This is a genomic window from Streptomyces sp. AHU1 (genome assembly GCF_045343905.1).
Taxonomy (GTDB): domain Bacteria; phylum Actinomycetota; class Actinomycetes; order Streptomycetales; family Streptomycetaceae; genus Streptomyces; species Streptomyces triticiradicis.
Genome location: NZ_CP174283.1, coordinates 8,300,283 through 8,326,845, shown reverse-complemented (window position 1 = coordinate 8,326,845; position 26,563 = coordinate 8,300,283). Strand labels below are relative to the sequence as shown.

Annotated in this window: 23 protein-coding genes, 1 tRNA gene and 1 riboswitch; of the genes, 9 read left to right on the top strand and 15 right to left on the bottom strand. The window is 71.7% G+C overall.

The window, feature by feature from the left end:
* The first annotated feature begins 50 nt into the window (after positions 1 to 50).
* Positions 51 to 1,700 (top strand): FAD-dependent monooxygenase, encoded by a 1,650-nt coding sequence (locus ACICHK_RS36740; protein ID WP_406840319.1) that lies wholly within the window; start codon positions 51 to 53, stop codon positions 1,698 to 1,700.
* A 34-nt stretch (positions 1,701 to 1,734) separates the two neighbouring features.
* On the opposite strand, the gene ACICHK_RS36735 is transcribed toward ACICHK_RS36740, so the two are convergent.
* A complete protein-coding gene (locus ACICHK_RS36735; protein ID WP_406840318.1) occupies positions 1,735 to 2,187 on the bottom strand; it encodes a flavodoxin family protein in 453 nt (150 codons plus the stop codon).
* A gap of 314 nt (positions 2,188 to 2,501) precedes the next feature.
* Between ACICHK_RS36735 and adhE the strand changes: the two genes are divergently transcribed.
* The 3 genes from adhE (at position 2,502) to pflA (ending at position 8,411) form a co-directional block, all read left to right on the top strand.
* Positions 2,502 to 5,192: a bifunctional acetaldehyde-CoA/alcohol dehydrogenase gene (gene adhE, locus ACICHK_RS36730; protein ID WP_406840317.1), complete on the top strand. Its 2,691-nt coding sequence runs from the start codon at positions 2,502 to 2,504 to the stop codon at positions 5,190 to 5,192.
* A 52-nt stretch (positions 5,193 to 5,244) separates the two neighbouring features.
* Complete coding sequence (pflB, locus tag ACICHK_RS36725; RefSeq protein ID WP_406840316.1) at positions 5,245 to 7,509, top strand: formate C-acetyltransferase; 2,265 nt, start codon at positions 5,245 to 5,247, stop codon at positions 7,507 to 7,509.
* 74 nt (positions 7,510 to 7,583) lie between these two features.
* Positions 7,584 to 8,411 carry a pyruvate formate-lyase-activating protein gene (gene pflA / locus ACICHK_RS36720; RefSeq protein WP_406840315.1) on the top strand — a complete coding sequence of 276 codons (828 nt, stop codon included), beginning with the start codon at positions 7,584 to 7,586 and terminating at the stop codon, positions 8,409 to 8,411.
* A gap of 227 nt (positions 8,412 to 8,638) precedes the next feature.
* Here pflA and ACICHK_RS36715 read toward each other — a convergent pair whose 3' ends face one another.
* The 4 genes from ACICHK_RS36715 to ACICHK_RS36700 form a co-directional block, all read right to left on the bottom strand.
* Complete coding sequence (locus tag ACICHK_RS36715; protein WP_192582578.1) at positions 8,639 to 9,232, bottom strand: uridine kinase; 594 nt, start codon at positions 9,230 to 9,232, stop codon at positions 8,639 to 8,641.
* Between the two features lie 142 nt (positions 9,233 to 9,374).
* A tRNA-Met gene (locus tag ACICHK_RS36710) sits at positions 9,375 to 9,448 on the bottom strand.
* Positions 9,449 to 9,546: 98 nt separating this feature from the next.
* A complete protein-coding gene (locus ACICHK_RS36705) occupies positions 9,547 to 9,978 on the bottom strand; it encodes a hypothetical protein (RefSeq protein ID WP_103553805.1) in 432 nt (143 codons plus the stop codon).
* Between the two features lie 213 nt (positions 9,979 to 10,191).
* Complete coding sequence (locus ACICHK_RS36700; protein WP_406840314.1) at positions 10,192 to 12,324, bottom strand: DUF1996 domain-containing protein; 2,133 nt, start codon at positions 12,322 to 12,324, stop codon at positions 10,192 to 10,194.
* A 364-nt stretch (positions 12,325 to 12,688) separates the two neighbouring features.
* Between ACICHK_RS36700 and ACICHK_RS36695 the strand changes: the two genes are divergently transcribed.
* Entirely contained in the window at positions 12,689 to 13,918 is a 1,230-nt protein-coding gene (locus tag ACICHK_RS36695; RefSeq protein WP_406840313.1) for a PP2C family protein-serine/threonine phosphatase, read from the top strand.
* A gap of 73 nt (positions 13,919 to 13,991) precedes the next feature.
* On the opposite strand, the gene ACICHK_RS36690 is transcribed toward ACICHK_RS36695, so the two are convergent.
* The 4 genes from ACICHK_RS36690 to ACICHK_RS36675 all read right to left on the bottom strand — a co-directional run bounded on the left by ACICHK_RS36690 (position 13,992) and on the right by ACICHK_RS36675 (position 17,667).
* Entirely contained in the window at positions 13,992 to 14,687 is a 696-nt protein-coding gene (locus ACICHK_RS36690; RefSeq protein WP_406840312.1) for a hypothetical protein, read from the bottom strand.
* A 239-nt stretch (positions 14,688 to 14,926) separates the two neighbouring features.
* Positions 14,927 to 15,814: a hypothetical protein gene (locus tag ACICHK_RS36685; RefSeq protein ID WP_406840311.1), complete on the bottom strand. Its 888-nt coding sequence runs from the start codon at positions 15,812 to 15,814 to the stop codon at positions 14,927 to 14,929.
* 62 nt (positions 15,815 to 15,876) lie between these two features.
* Complete coding sequence (locus tag ACICHK_RS36680) at positions 15,877 to 17,052, bottom strand: DUF2306 domain-containing protein (RefSeq protein ID WP_406840310.1); 1,176 nt, start codon at positions 17,050 to 17,052, stop codon at positions 15,877 to 15,879.
* Positions 17,053 to 17,136: 84 nt separating this feature from the next.
* The gene (locus ACICHK_RS36675; RefSeq protein ID WP_406840309.1) at positions 17,137 to 17,667 is read right to left on the bottom strand and encodes a helix-turn-helix transcriptional regulator; all 531 of its coding nucleotides are present in this window, start codon (positions 17,665 to 17,667) and stop codon (positions 17,137 to 17,139) included.
* A 176-nt stretch (positions 17,668 to 17,843) separates the two neighbouring features.
* On the opposite strand from ACICHK_RS36675, the gene ACICHK_RS36670 reads away from it, so the two are divergent.
* Positions 17,844 to 18,161, top strand: a complete 318-nt coding sequence (locus ACICHK_RS36670; RefSeq protein WP_151471833.1) for a hypothetical protein — start codon at positions 17,844 to 17,846, stop codon at positions 18,159 to 18,161.
* A gap of 76 nt (positions 18,162 to 18,237) precedes the next feature.
* Here ACICHK_RS36670 and ACICHK_RS36665 read toward each other — a convergent pair whose 3' ends face one another.
* Entirely contained in the window at positions 18,238 to 20,172 is a 1,935-nt protein-coding gene (locus ACICHK_RS36665; protein ID WP_406840308.1) for an NlpC/P60 family protein, read from the bottom strand.
* 7 nt (positions 20,173 to 20,179) lie between these two features.
* A riboswitch (cyclic di-AMP (ydaO/yuaA leader) is annotated at positions 20,180 to 20,351 on the bottom strand.
* A 489-nt stretch (positions 20,352 to 20,840) separates the two neighbouring features.
* Between ACICHK_RS36665 and ACICHK_RS36660 the strand changes: the two genes are divergently transcribed.
* Positions 20,841 to 21,167, top strand: coding sequence for a hypothetical protein (locus ACICHK_RS36660; RefSeq protein ID WP_406840307.1), 327 nt, complete (start codon positions 20,841 to 20,843; stop codon positions 21,165 to 21,167).
* Between the two features lie 18 nt (positions 21,168 to 21,185).
* Here ACICHK_RS36660 and ACICHK_RS36655 read toward each other — a convergent pair whose 3' ends face one another.
* The 3 genes from ACICHK_RS36655 to ACICHK_RS36645 all read right to left on the bottom strand — a co-directional run bounded on the left by ACICHK_RS36655 (position 21,186) and on the right by ACICHK_RS36645 (position 22,800).
* On the bottom strand, positions 21,186 to 21,359 hold the full coding sequence (locus ACICHK_RS36655) for a hypothetical protein (protein WP_406840306.1): 174 nt from the start codon (positions 21,357 to 21,359) through the stop codon (positions 21,186 to 21,188).
* A 127-nt stretch (positions 21,360 to 21,486) separates the two neighbouring features.
* Entirely contained in the window at positions 21,487 to 22,191 is a 705-nt protein-coding gene (locus ACICHK_RS36650; RefSeq protein ID WP_406840305.1) for a beta-glucanase, read from the bottom strand.
* 234 nt (positions 22,192 to 22,425) lie between these two features.
* Positions 22,426 to 22,800 (bottom strand): VOC family protein, encoded by a 375-nt coding sequence (locus tag ACICHK_RS36645; protein WP_406841419.1) that lies wholly within the window; start codon positions 22,798 to 22,800, stop codon positions 22,426 to 22,428.
* Between the two features lie 249 nt (positions 22,801 to 23,049).
* Between ACICHK_RS36645 and ACICHK_RS36640 the strand changes: the two genes are divergently transcribed.
* Positions 23,050 to 23,643, top strand: coding sequence for a DinB family protein (locus tag ACICHK_RS36640; protein ID WP_406840304.1), 594 nt, complete (start codon positions 23,050 to 23,052; stop codon positions 23,641 to 23,643).
* On the opposite strand, the gene ACICHK_RS36635 is transcribed toward ACICHK_RS36640, so the two are convergent.
* Together ACICHK_RS36635 and ACICHK_RS36630 are read right to left on the bottom strand one after the other, a co-directional pair.
* A complete protein-coding gene (locus tag ACICHK_RS36635; RefSeq protein WP_406840303.1) occupies positions 23,640 to 24,260 on the bottom strand; it encodes an exonuclease domain-containing protein in 621 nt (206 codons plus the stop codon). The two genes, ACICHK_RS36640 and ACICHK_RS36635, sit on opposite strands and share 4 nt — an antisense overlap.
* A gap of 104 nt (positions 24,261 to 24,364) precedes the next feature.
* The gene (locus tag ACICHK_RS36630) at positions 24,365 to 24,820 is read right to left on the bottom strand and encodes a MarR family winged helix-turn-helix transcriptional regulator (protein ID WP_406840302.1); all 456 of its coding nucleotides are present in this window, start codon (positions 24,818 to 24,820) and stop codon (positions 24,365 to 24,367) included.
* Positions 24,821 to 25,005: 185 nt separating this feature from the next.
* On the opposite strand from ACICHK_RS36630, the gene ACICHK_RS36625 reads away from it, so the two are divergent.
* Positions 25,006 to 26,457, top strand: coding sequence for an MFS transporter (locus tag ACICHK_RS36625; protein ID WP_406840301.1), 1,452 nt, complete (start codon positions 25,006 to 25,008; stop codon positions 26,455 to 26,457).
* Positions 26,458 to 26,563: the final 106 nt, after the last annotated feature.

Sequence of the window (26,563 nt, the reverse complement as noted above, 5' to 3'; positions counted from 1 at the left end):
GGATGGAGGGAGATCGACTCGACCGAGGGGGTTCGCACGAGGAGGCTCCCGTGGCGCACGCCTTCGGAACCGACGTCGTGGTGGCGGGTGCGGGCCCGGTGGGTCTGACCGCGGCCGCGGAGCTGCGCAGACGCGGGGTCCGCTGCCGTCTCGTCGACCGGCTTCCGGCACGGCTGCCGTACGCGAAGGCGGTGGGCGTCCAGCCCCGCACGCTGGAGATCTGGGACCACATGGGGCTCACGCGCACGGTCCTGGAGGCGGCCGTGCCGATGTACGGGCAGCTGGCCTACGTCAACGGCGCCGAACAGCCCCGGATCGACCTCGTACTGCCGCCCGAAGTACCGTACGGCTTCGCCGCGTTGCCGCAGTACGAGACCGAACGCATCCTCGAGGACCACCTCGCGCGGTTCGGGACCGGGATCGAACGGGGCACGGAGCTGGTCTCGTTCGACCAGGACCCCGACGGCGTGACGGTCGCCCTGCGGTCGGCGTCCGGGGCCGAGGAGGAGGTCAGGGCGCGCTATCTGGTGGGCTGCGACGGCGCGCACAGCCTCGTGCGCAAGCGGCTGGGTCTCGCCTTCGAGGGCAGCGCGTTCCCGGAGGAGTACATGCTCGGTGACGTGGAGGTGGACTGGGACATGCCGGCGGGCTACGGCGTCCGCTCCATGCACCGGAACGGGGACGGCGCGGTGGACGACCTCCTGGTGTGCATCCCGCTGCCCGGCCGGAACCGGTACCGGATGTCGATGATGGTCCCGCCCGAACTCTCCGCCGCGGGACGGAAGGACGGGCCGGGCGGACCGGCCGACGGTGTCGCACACGGCCTGGAGGGCGGGAACGCCCCCGCGCTCTCCGACATCCAGGCCGTGCTCGACCGGTTGTCCCCGCAGCCCACGACCGCCTCCCGGCTGCGCTGGGCCTCGGTCTTCCGCATCAGCCACCGCATCGTCGACCGCTACGGCGACGGCCGCGTCCTCGTCGCGGGCGACGCGGCGCACATCCACCCCCCGACCGGCGCCCAGGGCATGAACACGGGGATCCAGGACGCCTGGAACCTGGCCTGGAAGATCGCCCTCGCGATCGAGGGCGGCGCGCACCAGGACCTGGTGGCGAGTTACGACGCCGAGCGGCGGCCCGTCGGCGAGGAGGTCGTCGAGCGCACGGTCCGTCACGCGAACCAGGGCATCCAGGCCGACCGCACCGACCCCGAGACCCTGATGCTGCGCGAGGCCCAGCTCCTCGTCGGCTACCGCGGCGGCCCGCTCGTGGACCCGGCCTCCGAGGGTCCCGGCCCCCAGCCGGGCGACCGGGCACCGGACTGCGCCGGTCTCTCGGCGCACATCGCCGTCTTCCCGCTGCGCCTGTACGACCTCCTGCGTGACCGCGGACACGTACTGCTGGTGTACGGGGACGGCGGGCAGGACGGACAACTCGCCGAAGCGGCGGGCGCGTTCTCCGGGGGACGGGTCGGAACCTGCGTGATCCTGCCCGCCGGGACCACCCCGCGGACCTCCGGCCCGCCCGCGTACGTCGACACGCTCGGCGAGTTCGCCCGTCTCTACGGGGTCGCCGACGGGACGACGGCCTTCCTGATCCGCCCGGACGGATACGTCGGCGCCCGGCTCCGTCCCCCGACGGCGGCGGGGCTGACGGCCCACCTGGCCCGCACGTTCGCCCCGGCCGGCTCCGGCGCGCGGTAGCGGCGCCGCCCCACGCCGGCCTCAACAGGCCCGGTCAGTCCATCAGTCGGGCCGCGAGGGTCGCACCGAGCTCCCAGCACGCCTCGATGTCGGCCTTGCCCGGCTCGCCGGTCACCTTCACCGCCTCGGCCGCGCGGCGCCAGCCCAGGCCCGTCGTCACGGACTCGATGCCGCGCACCGCGCCCGTGACGTCACTCCCGCCGTGCACGTAGTAGCCGAAGGGGCGCGCGGCCGTCGTGTCCAGGCACGGGTAGTAGACCTGGTCGAAGAAGTGCTTCAGCGCGCCCGACATGTAGCCGAGGTTCGCCGGGGTGCCGAGCAGGTAGCCGTCGGCGGCCAGCACGTCCGAGGCGGTCGCCTCCAGCGCCGCCCGCCTCACCACCTTGACCCCCTCGATCTCGGGCGCCGTCGCACCGGAGAGCACCGCTTCGAACAGGGCCTGGCAGTTGGGCGAGGGAGTGTGATGGACGATCAGCAAAGTAGGCACACCCCGCACCCTGCCCCGTCGCCCGCCGCCACCGCAAGCACCACCGGGACGATCCCCCGGCCGACTTGGGCCGGTGCCGTGGCGGGCGGTCTCCGCACGGCGGGGCGGACGTCACCCGCCGCGGCACCGGGCACTCCCGCCTCCCCGTCGCACCCGTGGGTTCCGTCTTCGGCACCGTCCGTCACGTGCGGGGAACGGCCCGGAGGCGGCGACCTGCCCGGCTGCGGGATCCGGTGCGCGGTGCAAGGCTGGAGGTAATCCGGAGCCGCTGAAGCCCGGCTATGTCGGGCGCACCGCGAACGAAGGGTGATCCGATGACCAGCCGCAAGAAGAAGGACGGCCAGCACTCCTCCGGGGCCGGCTCAGCCGCCGGTTCCAGCGCCCGGTCCCAGCCCCCCGGGGTCGAGCAGGACGTGGACGAACTGGTCGCACGCGGCCTGGAGGCGCTCGAGGAGTACGCAGACTACACCCAGGAACAGATCGACCACATCGTGAAGAAGGCCAGTCTGGCCGCGCTCGCCGAACACACCCGGCTCGCCATGATGGCGGTCGAGGAGACGAAGCGCGGCGTCTTCGAGGACAAGGCCGTCAAGAACATCTTCGCCTGCGAGAACATCACCCACTCGATGAAGGGCGTGAAGACCGTCGGCGTGATCCGCCGCGACGACATCGACGGGATCACGGAGATCGCCGAGCCGGTCGGGGTGATCGCGGGCGTCACTCCCGTCACCAACCCCACGTCCACCACCATCTTCAAGTCGCTGATGGCGCTGAAGACCCGCAACCCGATCATCTTCGGCTTCCACCCGGCCGCGCAGAACTGCTCCGCCGAGGCCGCCAGGATCGTCCGGGACGCGGCGGTGAAGGCGGGTGCCCCGGCCCACTGCGTGCAGTGGATCGACCGGCCTTCCAAGGAGGCCACCAGCGCGCTGATGAACCACCCCGGAGTGGCGTCGATCCTGGCCACCGGCGGCAACGCGATGGTCCGGGCCGCCTACAGCTGCGGCAAGCCCGCGCTGGGCGTCGGGGCCGGCAACGTGCCCGCCTACATCGAGAAGAGCGCCCAGGTACGGCGTGCGGTCAACGACGTGGTCCTGTCCAAGACCTTCGACTGCGGCATGGTGTGCGCCTCCGAGCAGGCCGTGATCCTCGACCGGGAGATACGTGACGAGGCGATCGCCGAGTTCCGCAAGCTCAAGGCGTACACGGCCAACGAACACGAGAAGGCCCTGCTGGAGTCGTACCTGTTCGGTGTCGGCGCCGAGCAGCAGGGCGGACGCGACTGCGCGGGCGCCCAGCTGAACGCGGACATCGTCGGGCAGACCGCCGTCGCCATCGCCGAGGGTGCCGGCTTCGAGGTGCCCAAGGAGACCTCGGTGATCCTGGTCGAGGCCGCCGAGGTCGGTGTCGAGGAGCCGCTGACCAGGGAGAAGCTCTGCCCGGTCCTCGCCGTGCTGACGGTGGACGGGCGGACCGACGGAGTGCGGCTGGCCACCGAGATGGTGGAGTTCAACGGTCTGGGCCACTCGGCCGCCGTGCACACCGAGGACGCGGCCTTCGCCGAGGAGTACGGTCACGCGGTCAAGGCCTGCCGGGTGATCTGGAACGCGCCCACCTCGCAGGGCGGGATCGGTGACGTCTACAACGCCTTCATGCCGTCGCTGACCCTGGGCTGCGGCTCGTACGGCAGCAACTCGGTCTCCGGCAACGTCACCGCGCTCAACCTGATCAACATCAAGCGCATCGGGCGGCGGAACAACAACATGCAGTGGTTCAAGGTGCCGCCGAAGATCTACTTCGAGCGCGATTCCATCAAGTACCTGGCCGATGTGCGCGGCTCCCGCAAGTTCGTCGTCGTCACCGACAAGACGATGGTGGAGATCGGGCACCTGGAGCGGATCCGCAACGTCCTGAACCGCCGCAGCGAGGCCCCCGAGATCCGGGTGATCGACAACGTCGAGCCCAACCCGAGCCTGGACACCGTGCAGAAGGGCGCCGAGATGATGCGCCACTTCGAGCCGGACACCATCATCGCGCTCGGCGGCGGCTCGCCGATGGACGCGGCCAAGGTGATGTGGCTGATGTACGAGCACCCGGAACTGGAGTTCGCGGACCTGAAGGAGAAGTTCTTCGACATCCGCAAGCGTGCCTTCACCTTCCCCGACCTGGGGGAGAAGGCCAGGCTGGTGTGCATCCCGACCACCTCCGGCACCGGCAGCGAGGTGACCCCCTTCGCGGTGATCACCGACACCGCCACCGGCCAGAAGTACCCGCTGGCCGACTACGCGCTGACCCCGAGCGTGGCGATCTGCGACCCGGCGCTGACCCTGGACCTGCCCCGGGCCGTCGCCGCCGACTCGGGATTCGACGCGCTGACCCACTGCCTGGAGACCTACGTCTCGGTGTACGCCAACGACTTCACCGACGGACTGGCGCTGCAGGGCATCAGGCTGATCTTCGACAACCTGGAGAAGGCCGTCAACGAGGGCGCGGCCAACCCGGTCGCGCGGGGCAAGATGCACAACGCCGGCACGATCGCCGGCATGGCCTTCGGCTCCGCCTTCCTCGGCGTGGTCCACGCCATGGCGCACACCCTGGGCGCGACCTTCCACGTCGCCCACGGCCGCACCAACGCGCTGCTGCTGCCGCACGTGGTCCGCTACAACGGATCGGCGCCCACCAAGGTCACCAGCTGGCCGAAGTACCACAGCTACATCGCCCCCGAGCGCTACCAGGACATCGCCCGGATGCTGGGCCTGGCCGCCGACACCCCCGAGGAGGGTGTGGAGTCCCTGGCCCACGCGATCGAGGAACTGCGCGAGAAGGTCGGCATCCCGCGGTCGTTCAAGGACGCCGGGGTCGACGAGGCGGCGTTCCTGGAAGCCCTGCCCGAACAGGCCATGAACGCCTACGAGGACCAGTGCGCGCCCGCCAACCCGAGGCTGCCGATGCTGGCCGACATGCAGGAACTGATGCGCCGCGCCTACTACGGCGACCCGGTGTGACCACCCGTCCGAACGGCGGGATCCCGATCGACCGAGAAGGAGTCAGGCACCGATGACCACGCAGCAGCAGCGGCCCGTCCGCAGCGCCTGGGACGGCTTCCGGGGAGGTCTGTGGCGGGACGAGATCAACGTACGGGACTTCATCCAGCAGAACTACACCCCGTACGAAGGTGACAGCTCCTTCCTGGCCGGTCCCACCGAGCGCACCACGGCCGTGTGGAAGAAGATCACCGTTCTGTTCCCCGAGGAGCGCGCCAAGGGCGTCCTGGACGTGTCGTACGACGTCCCGTCCACCATCACCGCCCACCCACCGGGCTACATCGACCAGGACCGGGAGCTGATCGTCGGCCTCCAGACCGACGCCCCGCTGAAGCGGGCGATCATGCCCTACGGCGGCTGGCGGATGGTGGCCGGGGCGCTCAAGACGTACGGCTACCCCGTCTCGTCCGAACTGGAGAAGGTCTTCACCCGGTACCGCAAGACCCACAACGCCGGGGTGTTCGACGCGTACACCCCGGACATCCGGGCCGCCAGGAAGGCGGGCGTCGTCACCGGCCTGCCCGACGCCTACGGCCGGGGCCGCATCATCGGCGACTACCGCCGCGTCCCGCTGTACGGCGTGGACCGGCTGATCGCGGCCAAGCAGGAGGAGAAGGCCGACCTGGACGCCATGCCCCGCGACGCCTCACGCCTGGAGGAGGTGATCCGCGAACGCGAGGAGATCTCCGAGCAGATCAGGGCGCTCGGCGAGCTGAAGGAGATGGCCGCCTCCTACGGGTACGACATCTCGGGTCCGGCGAGCAGTGGCCGGGAGGCCGTGCAGTGGCTGTACTTCGCCTACCTCGCGGCGGTGAAGGAGCAGAACGGCGCGGCGATGTCGCTCGGCCGCACCTCCACGTTCATCGACGTCTACCTCCAGCGGGACGTCGACGCCGGGATGCTCGACGAGAGCGCGGCGCAGGAGATCGTCGACGACTTCATCATCAAACTGCGGATCGTGCGGTTCCTGCGCACCCCGGAGTACGACGAGCTGTTCTCCGGAGACCCGACCTGGGTCACGGAGTCCATCGGAGGCATCGGCTCGGACGGCCGCACCCTGGTCACCCGGACCTCCTTCCGCTACCTGCAGACCCTGTACAACCTGGGTCCCGCGCCCGAGCCGAACATGACGGTGTTCTGGTCTCCGGCGCTTCCGCAGGGCTTCAAGGAGTTCTGCGCGCAGGTCTCGATCGACACCTCCAGCCTGCAGTACGAGTCGGACGAACTGATGCGCCCGCGCTTCGGCGACGACACCGCCATCGCCTGCTGCGTCTCGGCGATGGAGGTCGGCAAGCAGATGCAGTTCTTCGGCGCCCGGGTCAACCTCGCCAAGACGCTGCTGTACGCCATCAACGGCGGCCGGGACGAGCTGTCCGGCGCCCAGGTCGGCCCGAACACCGGGGCGGTCACCGGCGAGGTGCTGGACTACGACGAGGTGCTGGGCCGGCTCGACCTGCAGATGGAGTGGCTGGCCGAGACGTACGTCCACGCCCTCAACGTCATCCACTACATGCACGACAAGTACGCCTACGAGCGGCTGGAGATGGCGCTCCACGACCGTGACATCCGGCGCACCATGGCGTGCGGCATCGCCGGGCTCTCGGTCGCCGCGGACTCGCTGTCGGCGATCAAGTACGCCCAGGTGACGCCGGTACGGGACAAGACCGGGCTGGCCGTGGACTTCCGCGTCGAGGGTGCGTACCCGGCGTACGGCAACAACGACGAGCGGCCCGACGCCATCGCGGTGTGGCTGGTCGAGGAGTTCATGCGCAAGGTGCGCAGGCACCCCACCTACCGGGGTGCCGAGCACACCCAGTCGGTGCTCACCATCACCTCCAACGTGGTGTACGGGAAGAAGACCGGCAACACCCCCGACGGCCGCCGGGCGGGCGAGCCGTTCTCTCCGGGCGCCAACCCGATGAACGGCCGTGACACCCACGGTTACGTCGCCAGCGCGCTGTCGGTGGCCAAGCTGCCCTACGAGCAGGCGGAGGACGGGGTCTCGCTCACGAACACGATCACCCCCGACGCGCTGGGACGCACCCCCGAGGACCGGATCCGCAACCTGGCCGGAGTCCTGGACGGCTTCGTCACCTCCCAGGGCTTCCACATGAACGTCAACGTGCTCAACCGGGACACGCTGATGGACGCGATGGAGCATCCGGAGAAGTACCCGCAGCTGACCGTCCGGGTCAGCGGTTACGCGGTCAACTTCGTACGGCTGACACGTGAGCAGCAGCTCGACGTGCTGGGCCGTACCTTCCACGGGTCGCTGTAGCCGCCGGCCTCCCGGGGAGCGCGGACCGCCCGCCGCGCTCCCCGGGAATCGCCATGACGTCAGGAGGCTTCGCCATGTCCCTGATCCAGCCGGGAAACGCTCTCCCGCCCATCCTCGCCGGCGGCCCCGACAGGCCGGTCGAGGAGGCCGTACCCCGGCGCGGCAGCGGTCCGGTCACCGGGTCGGTGCACTCCTGGGACCTGTCCACCGGTGTCGACGGTCCCGGCACCCGTTTCGTCGTCTTCGTCGCCGGCTGCCCGCTGGCCTGTCTGTACTGCCACAATCCCGACACCCTGCGGATGAGCAACGGCAAGCGGACCACGACCGACGAGGTCGTCACGGAGGCGGCCAGGTACGTGCAGTTCATCCGCGCCGCGGGCGGCGGCTTCACCGTCAGCGGAGGCGAACCGATGCTCCAGCCGGACTTCGTCGGCGAGATCCTGCGCCGCTGCCACGACGACCTGGGCCTGCACACCGCCCTGGACACCTCCGGCTTCCTCGGCGCCCGCGCCACCGACTCCTTCCTGGACAGCGTCGACCTGGTCCTCCTGGACATCAAGTCCTGGGACCGCGAGCTCTATGTGCGCCTCACCAGCCGCCAGTTGGAGCCGACCCTCGTGTTCGCCCGCCGCCTGGCCGACCTCGGCAAGGAGGTCTGGGTCCGCTTCGTCCTGGTCCCGGGTCTGACCGACGCCCCGGAGAACGTGGCGGGAGTCGCCGCTTTCACGGCGTCCCTGGGCAACGTCACCCGTGTCGACATCCTGCCCTTCCACAAGCTCGGCTCCGACAAGTGGGCGGGTCTCGGCATGGACTTCACCCTCGCCGACACCCCTGTCCCGAGCGCCGCCCAGATAGCCGAAGCCCGTTCCGTCTTCGCCTCGCACGGCCTGAACGCCGTGTGACCGGCACACCGGCACAGGGTCCGCTGAACAGCTGATATGCTCGGCCCAGAGCCCGCACCGAACACCGGTGACGAGCCAGGCGTTGGTGGTCCAAGGAAAGACGCCCCGCTTCCTGCGGGGAAATGCAGGTGCAAGGCCTGCCCGGCGCTCCACAGGCACCGCCTCCGGTCGAACGACCGGAGGCGGTGCTTTTTCGTGCGGTCCGAAAGCCGGCCGTCTGCCCCCCGTCAGTGCCCGGGGACCACGAGATCCGCCCTCTCCCGGGGCCGGGTCGTGTTCAGGTAGTGCTCCTCGGCCAGCCGCCAACGGGCCTCCCAGTCGAGGGGGCCGTGGTCGTCGCCGCGGGCGCGGAGCCGGCGCATGGATTCGTCGGGCGGGGTGTCGACGTAGACGACCAGGTCGTAGTGGTCGGCGAGTTCGGGCCGGGCGCTGTAGACACCCTCGACGAGGACGATGCCGGCGCAGACGACGGTACGCACCTCGTCCGTCACCAGGGATCCGCTCGGCCAGTCGTAGCGCCGGTAGTACGCGTCGTGGCCGGTGGCGAGCGGGGTGAGGACCTCGTCGCGCAGCCGCTGCCAGTCGAAGTAGCGGTCGTAGCCCTGGGCGGGGGTCAGCGCGGCGCGTTCGTCCGCGTCCATGGGACGGTAGAAGTCGTCTCCGTGCACGACCACGGCGTCACCGAGCCTGGCCGCGGCCGCCGCCAGGGTCGACTTGCCCGAACCGCCCATGCCGTCGACCGCGATCAGCACCATTCCTCGGCCGCCGCGGGCGCGGGCGGCCGCCACCACGCGCTCCGCGGCTGTTTCGATCTTCGTCATGGGGTGATTGTGGCGGGACCGGGCGCCCGTCCTCCGCCGAATGAGCACACTCGTACGTTCCGACGGCGCACGGGTCCGGGCGGTCCTGTACGCACATACGACGGAGGGGCCGGCATGTGATGCCGGCCCCTCCGTCTTCGAGTAGCGGGGACAGGATTTGAACCTGCGACCTCTGGGTTATGAGCCCAGCGAGCTACCGAGCTGCTCCACCCCGCGTCGGTGAACACAACTCTACGTCATCTTTTCCGGGCCCAGAACCATGACCGGCCGGTTCACGGTCGCGCGGGACCGGCCGGGGCGCTCCTGCGAGGGTGTCACACGTCGGTGGGCAGACCGCTCGCTTCGGCGATGCCCCGCAGTTCCTCGTCCTGCCGGTGGCGCTCCCCGATGAAGTCGGCGATCTCCCTGCATCGCTCCGGGTCATCGGCCGTACCCGAATCCGTGACGACCCGGACGACACCGATCTCCTCCGTCTCCAGCTCGACGATCCGGTTGTCCAGACGTCCCGTGACGGCCACGGCGACCACCAGGGACGCCTCGTCGCGGACCTCCTGCGGGACGCTCTCGGGTTCCGCGCCGTCGAGACACAGCTCGATCGCTCCCACTCTCTCCTCCCTGATCGCTTCGAGTACGGGCTCGACCATGCGCAGCAAGAGCGCGTAGTCCGCCGGAGCCATACGCAGGCGGAGCATTTCGAGGTACAGGTCGAGGGGCCGGTCATCCGGTGCCTGCTCTGATGCGTCCATGGAGCTTCGCCTTCCCCAATGTGGACGACATGATCGCGTCTCCCCCCAGCATGCTGTGGATCGGCGCACACCGCCGGTCGAGACGGCCGCCCGGAACATGCCCGAGGGGGCTCGTGCCCTGTCCACACAGGCCACGAGCCCCCTCGACACCTTTTTCGGAACTCGTCCGTCAGGGCTCGTCCGTCAGGAGTCGCCCGTCCTCGCCGGTCCGTGTCACCTGTAGGCGCGACGCATCCGGTAGAGCACGAAGGCACCGGCGAGCACGCACACCCCGCCGATCACGCCCGGCCACAGGTTCGCCCCGGTCTCGGCGAGCCCGCCGGACCCGACGGCCTGCGGCTCGATCCCCGAAGTGGCCGGCGGGTAGGACTCGGCCGGCGGCTGCGTCTGCGCGGGCGTCCCCACCTCGGCGCCCTGGTCGGCACCCGACGTCTCCTTTGCCGAGGACGTCACATCGGACTTGGGCTCCACCGTGACGGGAGGCGCGTCCTCGCCCGCGGGCTCGGTGGCCGGCGCTTCCTCGGTGGGCTCGGCGGTCTGCCCGCCACCGTTGTCGCCGTCGCCGGCGTTGCCGCCGTTGTCACCGGAGCCCGATCCGCCCTTGCCGTCGGCCGGGTCGTCCGCGGTGGGCGCCGGCTCCTCGGAGGGGTTCTCGGAGGGGTTCGGGTCCGCCTCGGACGGCTCGGGGGCCGCTTCCGAGGGGTTCGGCTCGGCGCTCTGCGACGGCTCGTCGGTGGCCGGAGGGTCCTCCTGCTGCCCGCCGCCGTTGCCGCCACCGTTGTCGTTACCGCCGCCGTTGCCGTTGTCGTTACCGCCACCGCCGCCCGCACCCGCGCCGCACTTCTTGCCGCTGTTGATGCAGTCGACCACGTCCTTCATGAGGCCTTCGTCGAAGACGTTGATGAAGTCGCCGTGGTCGGTGATCGGCTTGTGGAGGTTCTCGGGGAAGGAGTCGACCGCGAACAGCGGTGACGTACGGCCGCCGTCCTGCAGGCTCGGCGCGTCGATGTCGTAGACGATGCGCTGCACCAGCTGCGGAATGGCCTTGAAGTTGTTCGGGCAGTTGCCCTGGGCGTCCGCGAAGGCCACGTGGGTGCGGTGGTTGGCGCTGTCGATGTTGGCGCCGTCCCAGCAGCTCTGGAACTTGAAGGTGCGCACCACGTCGCTGCCCTGCGGGCAGAGGGGGTACTTGTCCTTCAGCTGCCGGTCCTCGAAACCGGTGCAGCTCCAGGAGGCGTTGGCGTTCGCGGGTCCGTTGACGAACGCCTTGGCGTCACCGGTGATGATGCGCAGCAGCCGGGGCATGGCCGTGACCTTGCTGCGCGGGTTGCCGACGAAGGTCAGCGTGACCTGCTCGGGCGTGACGATCTGACCGGCGTTGCCCTCGGTCCCGCCACCGGGGGCGCCCGCGTCGCGTTCCTGCTTCCCGTTCTGGAGGCGCACCACGGGCCAGTAGTACGAGGACTTGTCGCCCTTGTCCTGGCAGGAGGTGTCGGCCTTGGTCAGGTCGTCGTCACTGGCGAACGCGGTGTTGGACTGGTTGCCGATGTAGTCGTGGAAGTGGTGGGCGCCGTTGGTGACGCCGGGAGCCACGATCACGTTGTCCGAGTTGAACAGGCCGTTCGCGTTCACCCCGCAGCTGGAGACGAACTCGCCCTGGGAGGCGTCGGCCTGGGGCTGCGGCTTCGCCACGTTGGGCTGGACGGACTTGATGTCCGCGTAGTCGGCGGCCACGGGGCCGTTGCCAGCCGGGGCGGCGCCGCCCTGCTGGCCGCCCTGGTTCTGGGGCGGGGCGCTCGCGTTCTGCGACGCGCCGTTCTGCTGGCCGCCCTGGTCCTGCGGCGCGGTGCTCTGGCCCGCGTCCGCCCCGGTGCCGGGCTGATTGCCGGAGGGGCGCAGCGTGCAGGCCTCGAACCCGTCGAGTCCGCCCGGCGGGTCGCCCGCGGCGTCGATGGCGGCCACGATGCGGCCGATCGACTCGGACCGCTTCTCCTTCAGCGGGTTCATGACGGCGTCGGCGCCGCTGTCGCCGTTCTGCTGCATCTGGTCGGCCCTGGCCTGGAGTTGCTGGTAGGCCTCGGCGATCTGCTGGTCCAGAACGGCCAGTTCCTTGTCGACATCCTCCTTCGCGGCCTCCGGGACCGTCTTCAACTGTTCGCCCACGTCGGGGCAGTCGATGGTGGCGGAGCCGGCGGACAGGACGCGCGCGTCGGTGCCCGCCCCCGTCTCGGTCGCCGATGCGTAGACGTTGACTCCTACGAGTCCGCCTCCGCCCAATATCAGTGCGAAAGCTGCAGAGGTCGCGCGGCGTGCGCCCGTGGGGCGTCTGCGCGTGTTGCGTCCCAAGGTGGTGCTCCTACGCGTCGTGGTCGGCTCGGCATGGAAATCCCCCCGGCCCTATACGCACACGGGTCGCGTTGTGTTCAACCGTCTTCCGAATTCACAGTGACCCCGTATGGAGCAACTGGCCCAGGACGCTTCGGTGAACGCCCGAGGGCCCGCTCGCCCCGGGCGGACCGGAGACCGCCGGGCGTACCGCGCGCCTCTGCGGTTGCGCCGGGCGCGGGCCGGTGGCCTGATGGGAACACTGCACCACGGGTGCGCCCTGGACCGGGGGCCCGGTCATGCCCGGGTCCGTGGGACAGGGCAGGGTGCTCCGCCGCTTCCACCGTGGGCACGGCCAGGACAGCGGCGTGAGGCGGGTGGACAGGTGACGGGAGCGGAGATCGACTTCGCCGGTGTCTTCAGAGCCCTGCCCGGCATGGTCGCCCTGCTCACCCCGGAGATGGTCTTCGTGGACGCGAACGAGGACTACCTGAGCAACTCCGGCCGCTCCCGGGAGCAGTTGGTCGGCCGCTACCTGTTCGACGTCTTCCCCGACCGGCCGGGTGATCCCGCCTCCACCGGGATGCGGAACCTGGAGGCCTCCCTGCGCCGGGTGGTGGAATCCGGGGAGCGCGACTCCATGGCCCTGCAGCGTTACGACGTGGAGTCCCTGGACCGGCCGGGTGTCTGGGAGGAGCGGTACTGGAGCCCGGTCAACGTGCCCGTGCTCGACGAGAACGGCGCCGTGGTCCTGGTGGTCCACCGGGTGGAGGAGGTCACCGAATTCATCCGCGCCCGTGGCGGGCTCGCGCGGGACGACCGGACGCCGCTGCTGGAGGCCGAGTTGTACACCCGGGCCCGGGAACTGCAGGAGCTCAACGAGCGCCTGCGGCGCGCCCACGCCCATGAACGGGAGGTCGCCGTCGCCCTCCAGGACGCGCTGCTGCCCTCGCCGGAACAGGTGGGGACGCACCACGCCGCCGTGCGCTACCGGCCGGCCACGAGTTCGCTGAACGTGTGCGGGGACTGGTACGACCTGGTGGCGCTGAGCGGCGACCGGATGGCCGTGGCGGTGGGGGACGTCGTGGGCCATGGTCTGTCCGCGGCCTGCGTCATGGGCCAGTTGCGCAGTGCCCTCAGTGCCGCGTCCCGGGCCGCCGACGGTCCGGCCCGGGCGCTCGAGGTGCTCGGGCTGTACGCGCGTTCCGTCGAGGGCGCCGAATCCACCACGGCGGTGACGGCCTGGATCGACTGGGAGACCCGCACCATCACGTACAGCAGCGCCGGGCACCTCCCGCCGGCCCTCCTGCGCGGCGACGGGAGGGTGGAGTTCCTGGACGGGGCGACCGACCCTCCGCTGGGAGCCCGGCCCGAGCACGTGGACCGCCCCGAGGCCGCCACGGGCTTCGCCTCGGGCGACACCCTGGTCCTGTACACCGACGGTCTGGTCGAACGCCGGGCCGAGGACATCGACGTGGGTCTCGAACGCCTCGCCGCCGCGCTGACCCACCACCGGGAGGCCGAGCCCGAGGCCCTCGCCGACGCACTGCTGTCGGACCTGCTCCCGCCCGGTGGCGTCACCGACGACACGGCCCTGGTGATCCTCCCGCTGTGAGCGCGCCGGGCGGGGGCCCGCGGTGACCACCGGCGATCCGCGGCTGCCGGACGGCGGTGACCGCCGTCCGGCATCACGCGGTGGAGGCGGACGGGGTGAGGCGGTGGGAACGGACGACCGCGAGCACGCATCCGGTGAGGAGGGCCGCGGCCAGGCCGGCCAGACCGCGCAGCGGCCCCGTCGTCACCGCCCCCGCGGCCAGGGCGCGTGACGGCGTCCGCCCCTCGGGGCCGTGGACGACGGCGAGCGCGTCCCCCGGCCGGGCGGTCCGCCCGCAGCCCCGCCGGACGCGGGCCCCGGTCGGCGCGCCGTCCCGGGTGGCCGACGGGCAGGGGCGGCGGACGCGGCCCGCGCCCTCCCGTCCGCCGCCCTCGACGGACGGGGCGGCCAGGGGGGCCGCCGCCCGCCCTCCGCCCACCGGTACCACCTCCGCCGCGGCCTGCGGGGCCTGGAGGGCGAGACAGACGCCGAGGGCCGCGACGATGCCCACCAGCGCCCGCCCCGCCCGCAGGAGGACCAGGTGCAGGACGAGGATTCCGGCGCACACGAGTCCCGCCTCGCCACTGGCCAGTACGGGCGTCCCGGTCCGGTCGCCGACGACCCCGGCGCACACGATCGACCCGGCCCCGAGCGCCCCGGTGAGGAGCCCCTCCCCCACCAGCCACCGGGGCGGCCATCCGACGAACTCGGCGGGCCCCCACACCGTGCTCCGCAGGTACGCCGTCAGCTCTGTCTCCTGGGCGGGCGGAGGACGACGCCACCGGTACATACCCGTACCACTCCCAGCCACGTTCTCTCGTCGGTCAACGCCTCGCATCCTGCCGTCCGGGCGCGGACCGCCGCCCTGCCTCCGTCCGGAACAGATGACGTGGACGACGCTTCCGGAAGTCGGCAGCGAGGCTCCCGTCCCCGCTCCCCCGGGAGCCGACACGATCCGCACGGAAAAGCGACAAAGCGTCAAAATCTCATCTGGTGAGATCTGGTGAGAGGAGTTGGCGACTCCGGACTTCAGCTCCGGGGCTCCGCGGCCAGGGACCTCGCCAGCAGGGCGCGCCCGCTGAGGCCGGCCAGCAGGAGCCCGGCCACCATGGCGACGAGGCACAGGGCCGGACCGGAGGACCAGTCGACGGCGGAGGCCCGGCAGGCCAGCACGACGGTCACGGCGGCACCCGTACCCGGCAGGGCGATCAGGGCCGGGCCGGTGCGTCCGAGGTCGTCCTCGGCCAGTGCGGCGAGGACACCGACGCCGAGGGCCAGCGCCCACACCCCGAGCGCCTGGGCGTCGAGGCGGCTGACGCTCCACGGCACGAAGCCGGCCCAGAAGCCGGGCCGCACCAGCAGCCCCGTGCCGATGCCGAGCCACGCCGAACCGAGCACGGCCAACGCCGGTTTCGACCATGCGGGCAGCGGCGCGCCGCGCGGGCCGGGCGGCCGGGCGGGGGTGAGGTACTGCCGGGCCAGCGCGATCAGGGCGCACACGCACAGCGTGCCGAGCACGAAGAGCCAGCCGAGGCTGAACAGCACCGGGACGACGGAGCCGCCCCGCGCGATGTACAGGTGCCCCGCGTCGAGCAGGCTCACGGTGAACAGCCCGGCCAGGACCACGGCCAGGGGGTGGACGAGCGAGCGGGCCTCGTGCCAGGCACGGACCCGGTTCACCGCGAACAGGCCGGGCGCGGTGCCGAGCATGCCCGCGCCGATCAGTCCCGGAGTCAGCGACTCCGGGGAGCGCCACGCGCCGAAGACGTGTCCGGTGAGGGCCACGGCCGTCAGCAGACCACCGACGAGGACGCCGACCACGGCGACCGCGGTGGCCAGCATCGCCACTCCCGCGGTCAGCGGCCGCCCGCCCGCCGCGGGGTCGTCGGGCAGGGGTGGACGGGATGCGTTCGGCATGGGGATTCCGTTCCGGACGGGAGCACGACGAGGCGGGCGAAGGAGCCGGGAGAGGCCGGGGGCTACGCGACCGGTGCCGAGAGGCGGCCGGCCGAACCGGGGGCGGGCAGGGCCCTCTTGAGGACCTCCCGGGCGTACATGACGCGCACGCTCACCATCAGGGTCGCCGCGAACGCCGTCATGCCGCAGCCGATCGCCGCTCCCGCGGCCGGCGCCGTGAGGCCGTCGAGCCCCAGCGACCGTTCGAGGAGCGGAGCGGCCCCGGCCGACAGCACCGGCGCCAGGCACAGGGCCACCCAGTGCAGGCGCCACTCCTCCCGCGCCCAGAGGCGGCCCTCACGGCCGGCGCGCCTCGCGCGCGAAGCCGTCACCGCGTACGTGACGGCGTACGGCAGGAGATAGGCGAGCAGGAGCCGTCGCCCCTGCGTGCCGTGGTCCAGCAGGGCGCGTGCGATCCAGGCCAGCGCGGCCGCTCCGGCCAGGTGCGCGAGGGCCAGGACGGGCACGGGGGCCCACGACCCGGACACCCCGGCGACCGTCCTGCGCCGGTCGAGGGAACGCGAGGCGATCAGGGCGCCGAACGCCACGACCGAGCCCAGGTGCATGGTGGCCACCTGGTTGATCTCGGCCATGGAGAGTCCGGGCATGAGCAGCGGCAGGCCGCCCCACTCGAACCGGAGCAGCGGGGCGGTCAGCAGGAAGCCGTAGCAGAGCAGCATCCAGCGCTGGTGCAGGTCGGGGAAGCCTCCGACGGCGGAGAGCACACCGAACGTCACGCTCGTCACGGTGCCCACGAGGATGGTCGCGAGCACGATCCAGAAGGCGGCGCCGCTGAAGGCGTCCTCGGGCGCCGTGCGCGCCAGGTAGAGCCCGGCGCCGGCCATCGAGGCGTACACGGTGACCGCGAAGAGGACCCCGAGCGCCCGGTGGAGCCGCACGCGCCGGCGTACGGCGGTGAGCACCTGCGCGGGGCCCAGCAGCATCAGCACACCACCGAGCACGGAGTGCACGATCATCGGCACGAGGCTGTGGCGGTACGGCCCGATCCGGGTGGCCAGCGCGTCGGCCACGTAACGCGGCGAGACCACGTGGGCCAGGATCCACTCGCCGAACGCCGGGGCGCCGGGGCGCGCGTACGGCCACAGCTCGGTCATCGCGATCGGCGCGTAGCCCACGCACACGGCCGACACGGCGACGACGGCGAGGCGGCGCCAGGTGGTGCCCGTTGGACGACGCACGACGACTCCCTGCCCGTGGCCGCGACCCGGCCATCGATAGTCTCGTTTGGACTATCGAGACGGTAGGGCCGTCCACGGGCGGGGTCAACGGTCTGTCGTGTCCTCTTCCCGGCGCTGCACCCATTCCCAGAAATCGATCATCATCCGCTCGTACCGGATCCCGAACTCCAGCGCGTCCCGCTGCCCGCGCGTCAGCAACTCACCGACGGTCTCGGCGAGTTCCTCGTACCCGTCCAGGGTCCGGCGGTGCTCGTCGAGCTGGACGGGACCGAGCACGTCGGGCTCGCCACCGAACCACAGCTTGAGGATGCCGCGCTCACGGGCCTCCACCGGGACGAACGCGGGGTCGTCGAGCCAGCTCCGCAGGGCCGCCCTGCCCCGGTCCGTCAGCGTCAGCACCCTGCGGTTGCGGCCGCTCTCCTGCCGCACCTGTGACAGGTGTCCGGCGTCGAGGAGACGGTCGCACTGCGCGTACACCTGTGCGTGCGGCACCGACCAGAAGGGCGCGACCGTCCGCGCCGCCTCCCCCTTCACGTCGTACGCGCTGGCCTCGCCCAGCTTGTCGATGATGCCGAGGACGAGGTACGAGGCGGTGGTCAACCTAGCGTCAGCCATGGGGCGACGGTATCGCCACGCGATCACCGGGCGGCGTGCCCCGCGGGGCACGGCCGCCCCACGGCGGGCTCCGCCGACGCGAAGAAGATCCGGGTGCCCGGCACAATGCGGGGTATACGGGCGATCACACAGCCGACCGAACCTCGGCCCGCGCGCCGGCCGCACTAGGAGTTCCTGTGACCACCTACGTCATCACCGTTCCCGGGACCTTCGTCCACGGCCTCTCGGACGCCTCCCGTGCCGACGTGGAGCGCAGGCTCCGCCCCCAGGACCCGCAGAACACGGACCTGGGCGAGACCGAGGAGCTGAGCCTGCTGACCGTCGACGAGGGCAACAGGTTCTCCGTCCGGCTCGAGGTCGAGGCGGCGGACCGGAGAAGCGCCGAGGCCGAAGCCGTGCGGCTCGTCTCCGGCGCGCTGCGGGACAGCGGTCTGTCCGCGGACGACGCCCCGCTGGGACCCGCCGCCGTCACGGGGATCGACCGGGAGTTCTGACTCCGCGCCGTCGCGACGCCCCGCGGGCGACCGCCGTCCACGGACGGCGGTACGCCCCCGGACGGCGGGCCGGGAATCAGGCCGGACGGACGACGCTGTGGATGGTTCCCGGCCCGGCGTACTCGATCGACTCCTCGGTGATCCGCGCCCCGGGACTCGGCGCGTGGACCATCATGCCGTCGCCGACGTAGAGACCGACGTGACTCACGTTGGCGTGCAGGAAGACCAGGTCGCCGGGCTGGAGGTCGGCGAGCGCGATCGCCTGGCCGGCCTGCGCCTGGTCCTGCGTCGCGCGGGGGAGCCTGACCCCGGCGCTCTTCCAGGCCGCCTGGGTCAGACCGGAGGGGTCGTACGAGCCGGGTCCGGACGCTCCCCACACGCACGGCCTGCCGACCTGCGCACGGGCGAAGGCGACCGCCTCCGCGGCCCTGCTGTCGTGCCCGACGACCGGCGGGGCGGCGGGAGCGACGAGGCTGTCGATGTCGAACCCCGGGTTCGTGTCGACGGCCCCGGGAGCGGCGGGCCACGCCTGCTGCTTGCCGGTCGGCCGCAACGACTGCCGCCAGGCGTCGTCGACCGGCGGGGGCGCCGGCTCGTTCGCCGGGGGCATGGGGGCCGACGGGTAGGACGCCGCCCCGGCGGCGGACCCGTACGCGGGAGGCTGGGGCGCCGGCTCGCTCATCGGCGGCATCGGGGCCGACTGATAAGCGGCCGGACGCGGCGCCGTCTCGTACGCGGGCGGCTGCGGCGCCGGCTCGCTCACCGGCGGCATCGGAGCAGGCCGGTAACCGCTGGGACGGGTCGGCTTCTGCTCGAGGGGCAGGAGCACCGACTTGTACTCGGGAGCCGGGGCCGGCGCTTCGTACCCGGGGGGCAGGATGACCGCCTTGGACTCGGCGGCGGGGGGCGCCGACTCGTACGCCCGGGGCATGGAGCCCGTCCCGAAGACCTCGGACGCGGGCGCCGCCTGGGGCACCGCCTCGTACGGGGCGGGCTGGGGCGCCGCCTGGAACGCGGGCGCCTGGGCGACGGACGGGAACGAACCCGTCTGAGCGACCGACGGGAACGAACCCGTCTGGGCGACGGACGGGAACGTGCCGGTCTGCGGGGCCGCCTGGAACGCCGCAGCCTGCGGGGCCGACGGGAAGGCACCGGTCTGAGCGGCGGACGGGAAGGTACCGGTCTGAGCGACCGAGGGGAACGAACCGGTCTGAGCAGCCGACGGGAAGGTACCGGTCTGGGCGACCGACGGGAACGAACCCGTCTGGGCGGCCGACGGGAACGTGCCGGTCTGCGGGGCCGGCCGGTATTCGATCGCCGGCGCCTGCGCCTGCTGCGGGACGGCCATGCTCTGCCGTGCCGCGTGCTGCGCCATCAGCTCCTGCGCGGCGGCGAGCTTGCGTCGGGCGCTCTGCTTCCTGCCGTGCAGCGCGGCCTTCTGCGATGCGGCGGCGGCCGGAGCGGCCCCCGCAGGGAGCGCCGCACGGCCCGGCACCCCGGGACCCGGTGCCGCCGGGGCGCGACCGGTCATGGTCTCGGCCACCGGACCCGCCGTCAGCTCCAGAACGGGACGCGCGGACGGTTCCGAAGCCGGACCGGCGGTCAGCTCCAGCACCGGGGCAGCCGTCAACTCGGCGGCGGGCCGCATGATCTGTTCCAGCTCGTACACCGTCGGAAGGTCCGACGAGGACCCCTTGGATCCCTTCCCGCCCTCCTTCGGACGGGCACTCTCACCACCGCGCTTCGGCTGCCTGTCGGCAGGGAGCACGGCCGGCGCCACGGGTCCGATCCGGGAACGCGCCCCGTCGAACCACTGCCGCATCAGGTCGTCCCGGGCGGCGTCGGAAACCCCGCTTCCTTGACCGGCACCCCCTCGGCCCGACCTACGGGCGGAGTTCGCCGAGGCACGGGTCCCGTTGAAGTTACCGGTGGCGAATTCCGCCTGGTCGTAGAGGGACGAGAGCCGTCGGGCGACTTCTTCGCTGCTGGGCGGGGTGCGTTCCGGCGCCATGGAGTGGTGCTCCTTCCGTCGTCCGCCTACCGGGTTAGCTGTCGGGTTCGGGCGGACGATTCCGGAAGGTATGCCCTACGGCCCCTGTCCCGTAAGACAGTTGGCCGATTCACCCCAAGTTCGGTGGGTCCCCGGCTCCAGCCGCCACGAGGACGGGCCGGATTCGGCGGAGGCCGCACCGCCCGGCGAGCTTCGCCGGAGGGAATCGGGCGGCCAGGTCGCCAACTTAGCCATGTTGTGCACCCGATGTGAAGATCCACGTCCCAGATGTCCGATACATTTTCGTGACCTTCATCGCATCACCCCGCAGCGCGACGGCGAGGACACGCGGCGTACTCGAAATGACGGCTGAGCACGTCCGTCGGGGCGGCCGGGCGCCGATCCCGGCCCGGCCTCCCGCTCGGCCGCCCCGGCCCGCCCCGTCCCGGTTCCGGTCCGGCCGCGCGGACCCGTCCCGTCCCGGCCCGCCGGTCACACATCCGGTCGTCCCGGATGTGTCGGAAGTGTGCACAGAACTGGCGTTCCCTGGCATGTCGTTCGACTTCGGCGGCACCCACTGGTCACACCTTGACCGGTTCTGGCCGAGCTGGCCGGATGACCGCTGCGACCACGTGCCGGCCGTACCGTCGAGGCACGTCAGACCACGAGAGCGAGTCGAGGATCCCCACGTGCACGATGCGCCGATCTACGCCCAACTGATCTCCGAACGCGGCGACATACCGACGCTCGTCCGGAGCGAAGCCCGTCGGCTGCAACGCGACTTCGAGTGGATCCTCAGCTGGGATCCGTCGACGGGCGCTCCTCTTCCCGCGTCCGCCGCACGCCTCGTGTCCGGCGGCCGCCGCCCCGCCTCCCCCGCTCCGGACCCCGAGGACCGGCCGGGCACCGCCCCGCGGCCGACGGCGAGTCGGCCCCGGCCGGAGACCGGCGACCGGCCCGCCCCGGCCGTCCGGCCCCGACGGCCGCCGGAGAACGCCGGGGCAGACAGCCCTTAGAGAACGCCGGGCTCGCCGTCAGTCCGCGTCCTCGGGCCGGGCCCGGTAGCCGTTGCGCCACTCCTGGTAGAAACGCCAGAGACGGGCGCCCTGCGGGCAGCGTCCGGACTCGCGTCGGCACGTACGGCAGTCGCCGACGTGACTGACGTAGGCGGTCTCGGGGGCGTCCCGCCCCGGTTGCTGATTCGGCATGACCCTCGGCACCTGTCGGCGCGACGCGCACGAGCGCGACGTCGCTTCTGATGCCGTACTTCCGGACCGGGGGCCCCGGCGGATGCGCCCGCCGAGGACCGGTTCCCGGCGAGGCGCATGACGTGCGTCAGTCGAGGAGGTCGGCCTCGCGCTCCGCCGTCGCGGGGAAGGGCCCGTCGGTCCGCGGCCTGCGGACCGTCAGACGGGCCACCTCGAAGTCCATCTCGGAGGCCTCGGGAGGCGGTGGTGGGTGATAACGCCCGGCGCACACGGACAGGTTGACGATGAGATAGGCGTGCCAGGACCTGCCCACTCCGCGCCGGTCGTCGAAGGCGCGGACCCCGTTGACCCACCACACGACGCGGTGGGCGCCGAACTCGACCACGAGGTCGACCCAGGCACCCGGAGAAATGGCCTGGTTCCGGTAGTAACGGTGGGTGTTGCGCACATGGTTGGACAGTTCCAGCAGGTCCGGGTTGTCGGGGTGGTACTCGAAGACGTCGATCTCCTGACCGCCGTCCCGCCATGTCCAGACGGCCGGCCAGGCCCCGGTCACCGTGGGCAGCTTGACCCGCGTCTCCAGCACGTCCCCCGTACGGACCATGAACCCGTCCGCACTGCCCTCGGTGGTGAGGAGGCCCGCGTCCCAGTCACCGTCCGGTCGTCGGGTGGCCCGGAAACGGCCCGTCCGGCAGTAGGCGGGGTCCTTCACCAGATGGTCGAGCTTTCCGTCGTCCGGGTTGACCGGACCGCCGTCGGGATAGGCCCAGGAATGACCCGCGACCCATTGACGGGACGAGGCGAAATCCGCGGTGAAGACGACATCGGACACGCGGCGCTCCTCGATGACGGCGTTTCGCGTACGCCCAGGTTCTCCCCAAGGCACCGACATCCACGCCCTGTTCACCACAACCCGCCACAAAACAACCCGTCAGGGTGAACCGGCCGCACTCCGGTGCGCGGGTCCCGGCGTACCGCGCCCCGCGCACCGGTCCGCCCGGCCGCCCGGCCGCCCGGCTGCCCTGCTGCCCTGCTGCCCGGCCGGATGCCCGGTCGGGTGCGCCGGCTACAGGTACGGGCGGGTGATCAGCTCGATCGCGTGGCCGGCCGGGTCCTTGAAGTACACGCCGCGGCCGCCGTGTTCGTCGTTGATCTCTCCCGGGCGCTGCATCCGGGGATCGGCCCAGTGCTCGACGCCCTGGTCACAGAGCCGCCGGTACGCGCGGTCGAACAGCTCGTCGTCGACCAGGAACGCGTAGTGCTGCATCTGGATGTCCACCGGGGGCTCGGCGAACTGCAGCAGCACGCCGTCCGAGAGCTGGACGTTGGTGAACGGTCCCCAGGAGGGCGCCTCCGGCAGTTCCAGCAACTCCCGGAAGAAGCCCGCCGATACGTGGCGGTCCTTGGACGCGATGATGGTGTGGTTGAAGGTGACGGTCATGAGGATGGCCTCGGTTCTGCTCGACACGGAAGGGAACTCGCGGTGCACAAGCACCAGGAGGTCCGCGTGCCGGGCCGGGAGGGCGCCCTCGGCGCGCCCGCCGCGCGATCAGCCCTCCACCGGATTGCCGTTCTGTGTGTGGCGTGGCGCCGGTCCGGTGTTCACGTCGAGTGACCCTACTCGACCGGGGTGCGCCGTGGAAACCGGAAAACGGTGGCCGGAGACAGTCCGAACGGCACACTGAGCGGCATGACCTCACCGGATCCCAAGGCCGACCTCCACTGTTATCTGCAGTCCGCCCGTGACGCCCTGCTGTGGAAGCTCGAGGGTCTTTCGGAGTACGACGTCCGCCGCCCGTTCACCCCGACCGGGACCAACCTCCTCGGCCTGGTCAAGCATGTGGCGACCGTGGAACTGGGCTATCTCGGCGACACCTTCGGACGCCCGTCCGGCGAGCCGCTGCCCTGGCTGGAACACGCGGGCGAGACGAACGGGGACATGTGGGCCACCGCCGATGAGTCACGCGAGTTCGTCGTGGGGCTCTACCGCCGGGCATGGGCGCACGCGGACGCGACGATCGACGCGCTGCCGCTGGAGACGACCGGCCGGGTGCCGTGGTGGCCCGCCGGGAAGGACGAGGTGACGTTGCACCACGCGGTCGTACGCGTGATCGCCGACACCCAGCGGCACGCCGGGCACGCCGACATCATCCGCGAACTCATGGACGGGGCCGTCGGGATGAACGAGGAGAACGACAGCATGATGCCGGGCGGCCCGGCATGGTGGGAGGACTACCGGGCCCGGCTGGAGCGGGCCGCCCGGGAGGCCGACGAGAACGGCTAGACGCCGAGGCCGGGGCCGGATCCGCCGCGGGACGGCGTCGGGGCGACCGGGCAGTCAGAGTCCGGCCAGGACCCGCGCCCCGCCAGGCCGAGGACGAGCGCGGCGATGTTCCACGCGTCGTCCTCGCCCCGGTGGTGCCTGCCCTCCAGAGGCAGTCCGGCGATGCGCAGGGCCTGCGCCATCCCGGGCCGTCTGCGAAGACCGTGAGCGGTGGTGAAGGCCGCCTTGGCGTTGGTGTGCCGGTGGCCGAAGGGGTACGGAGTCGCCGTCGCGGCGCACTGACGGGTGAACTGATGCCGGTCGTAGTCGCCCCAGCTCGCCCACGGCCGCTCACCGGCACGGTGCCGCACGGCCAACTCGCGGCAGGCCTCGGCGAATTCGAGCCCCCGCCCGACCTCGTCCTGCGTCAGCCCGGTGAGTTCGGTGCAGAAGTCGCTGACGGTCGACCGCGCGGGCCGCACCAGAAGGCGGTGCTTCTCCACCCGGACGCCCTTCTCCAGGTCGACGACCGTCAGGCCGATCTCGATGATCTCGCTGACCGCTCCGGGCGGAGGCTCTCCGTCCCAGCAGGTCGCCTCGACGTCCACGACATTGATCAGTCCCCCGATGTTGTTCATGCACGTGAGCCTAGGAGGAGCCGCACGGGCACGTCACCGGGTTTTCCGCCCTGCCGCCGGTCCGGCCGGCCGCGGGCCCCGAGTGCGACTGCGGCCGGCCCAGGTCATGGGCGCGGCCAGGGACGTCCCCCGATGCGCTCGATGTCGGTGTTGAAACGCCGCAGGTAGGAGGCGAAGGCGGCGATGTCCTCCTCCGGCCAGTCCGCCATGACCTGGTCCAGGGCACCGATGAGCCCCTGCCGCTCCTCGTCGAGGAGCCGTGACCCCTCGTCCGTGATGCGGAACTTGCGGGCCATGCCCCCGTCGGGGTCGGGGATGCGCTCGACCAGCCCGGCGCGCATCGCCGCCGCGGTCTGCCGGTTGAGGGTGGAGGCGTCGAGCCCGAAGGCGTCGCTCAGTTCACCGATCGACATCGGCCCCTGGATCCGGATACGGCTGAGCAGGATGTACGCGCTGCGCTCCAGGACGCCGTCCTTGGTCCGGCCACCCCGGTGGTTCATCCATCCGTGACGGCTGAGCAGCATCTGCTCGTACTCGACCTCGTGTGTGGGCCTGACCATCCGCCTGCCGCCTCCCGCTGTCGCCCGGGCCGCGCGTTCCGCACGTGCCGGTGCGGCCCGCCCCCATGGTCCCACACCCACATGCACACCCCACATCACATGCATGAGCCACAAGGCATGTGCGATACATAGGACATGTACGATGCACATCCCTTGCCCTGCAGACAGAACCCGAGGAGTCCCCCATGGACGCCCCCCAGCCTTCCGCCCGAGCGGGAGGCGTGGTCGCCACGCTCGCCTTCGCCGGCACCGTGGCGGCGATCATGCAGACACTGGTCACTCCGCTCATCGCCGAGCTGCCCCGGATCCTGCACACCACCCCCGCGAACTCCGCCTGGGTCATCACCGTCACCCTGCTGGTCGCCGCCGTCTGCGTGCCGGTCTCCGGCCGGCTGGGCGACCTGGTGGGCAAGCGGCGGATGCTGCTCGCCTGCTCCGTCCCGCTCATGGTGGGCTCGGTCGTGTGCGCGCTCTCCTCGTCCGTCGCCCCGATGATCGTCGGACGAGGCCTCCAGGGCATGGGCATGGGCATCGTGCCGCTCGGCATCGCCCTGCTGCGCGACGTGGTGCCGACGGAGAAGCTGAGCTCCTCCATCGCGCTGGTCAGCGCCTCCATGGGCATCGGCGGCGGCCTCGGCCTGCCCATCGCCGCCGCGGTCGCCCAGTACACGAACTGGCGCGTCCTCTTCTGGGGCTCCGCCGTGCTGGCCCTGGCGATCGGAACGCTGATCTGGTTCCTCGTCCCGGACGTGCCGGCCGGCGCCAAGGGTCAGCGCTTCGACGTCCTCGGCGCGCTCGGACTCGGCGCCGGCCTGGTCTGTCTGCTCCTCGGCGTCTCCAAGGGCGCCGACTGGGGCTGGGGTTCCGCGACGACGCTCGGGCTGTTCGCCGCCGCCGTCGCGGTCCTGATCGCCTGGGGAACCTGGGAACTGCGCACCAAGGACCCGCTGGTCGACCTGCGCACCACCGCCCGCCCCCGGGTCCTGCTCACCAACATCGCCTCGATCTTCGTCGGCTTCAGCATGTACGCGAGCATGCTGATCATCCCGCAGCTGCTCCAGTTCCCCGAGGCCACCGGCTACGGTCTGGGCCAGTCGATGCTCGCGGCGGGCCTGTGGATGGCGCCCGGCGGCATCATGATGATGCTCGTCTCCCCGCTCGGCGGGAAGCTGACGGACGCCCGCGGCCCGAAGTTCACACTGGTCTGCGGCGTCCTCGTCGTCGCCCTCGGCTACGGGCTGTCGCTGGTCCTCATGGGCTCGGCCTGGGGTCTCATGCTGACCCTCATGGTCACCAGCAGCGGTGTCGGCCTCGCCTACGGCTCGATGCCGGCCCTGATCATGAGCTCGGTCCCGCTCTCCGAGACCGCCGCGGCCAACGGCTTCAACACGCTGATGCGTTCGCTGGGCACCTCGGTCGGATCGGCCGTCGTCGGCGTCGTCCTCGCCCAGATGACGACCAGCATGGCGGGCTACACCTTCACCTCCGAGAGCGGCTTCCGCACCGGCCTCGTCGTCGGCGGCTGCGTCGCCCTGGTGGCCGCGGCCGTCGCCGCCGTGATCCCGGCGGCCCGCGCCGCCGGAGACGACAGGACCGGCCCCACGGCCACGCCGGAGACGGCCGCGGCCACGCGCTGAGGTCCGCGCGGCCCGCACCGGTCCCGGCGACCCCCGTCCCCCGGAACCGGTGCGCCCGCGCCTCTCCCGGGAGCGTGGCGGTGGACGAACACCCCCGGCTCCCCCC

Bases quoted from the DNA above. Each gene is read 5' to 3' on its own strand.
- ACICHK_RS36715 (WP_192582578.1), bottom strand. From the start codon at position 9,232: ATGACGAAGATCGAAACAGCCGCGGAGCGCGTGGTGGCGGCCGCCCGC.
- ACICHK_RS36625 (WP_406840301.1), top strand. From the start codon at position 25,006: ATGGACGCCCCCCAGCCTTCCGCCCGAGCGGGAGGCGTGGTCGCCACG.
- pflA (WP_406840315.1), top strand. From the start codon at position 7,584: ATGTCCCTGATCCAGCCGGGAAACGCTCTCCCGCCCATCCTCGCCGGC.
- ACICHK_RS36655 (WP_406840306.1), bottom strand. From the start codon at position 21,359: ATGCCGAATCAGCAACCGGGGCGGGACGCCCCCGAGACCGCCTACGTC.
- ACICHK_RS36705 (WP_103553805.1), bottom strand. From the start codon at position 9,978: ATGGACGCATCAGAGCAGGCACCGGATGACCGGCCCCTCGACCTGTAC.
- ACICHK_RS36645 (WP_406841419.1), bottom strand. From the start codon at position 22,800: ATGACCGTCACCTTCAACCACACCATCATCGCGTCCAAGGACCGCCAC.
- ACICHK_RS36635 (WP_406840303.1), bottom strand. From the start codon at position 24,260: ATGAACAACATCGGGGGACTGATCAATGTCGTGGACGTCGAGGCGACC.
- ACICHK_RS36665 (WP_406840308.1), bottom strand. From the start codon at position 20,172: ATGGCGCCGGAACGCACCCCGCCCAGCAGCGAAGAAGTCGCCCGACGG.
- ACICHK_RS36630 (WP_406840302.1), bottom strand. From the start codon at position 24,820: ATGGTCAGGCCCACACACGAGGTCGAGTACGAGCAGATGCTGCTCAGC.
- ACICHK_RS36640 (WP_406840304.1), top strand. From the start codon at position 23,050: ATGACCTCACCGGATCCCAAGGCCGACCTCCACTGTTATCTGCAGTCC.
- pflB (WP_406840316.1), top strand. From the start codon at position 5,245: ATGACCACGCAGCAGCAGCGGCCCGTCCGCAGCGCCTGGGACGGCTTC.
- ACICHK_RS36675 (WP_406840309.1), bottom strand. From the start codon at position 17,667: ATGGCTGACGCTAGGTTGACCACCGCCTCGTACCTCGTCCTCGGCATC.
- ACICHK_RS36690 (WP_406840312.1), bottom strand. From the start codon at position 14,687: ATGTACCGGTGGCGTCGTCCTCCGCCCGCCCAGGAGACAGAGCTGACG.
- adhE (WP_406840317.1), top strand. From the start codon at position 2,502: ATGACCAGCCGCAAGAAGAAGGACGGCCAGCACTCCTCCGGGGCCGGC.
- ACICHK_RS36685 (WP_406840311.1), bottom strand. From the start codon at position 15,814: ATGCCGAACGCATCCCGTCCACCCCTGCCCGACGACCCCGCGGCGGGC.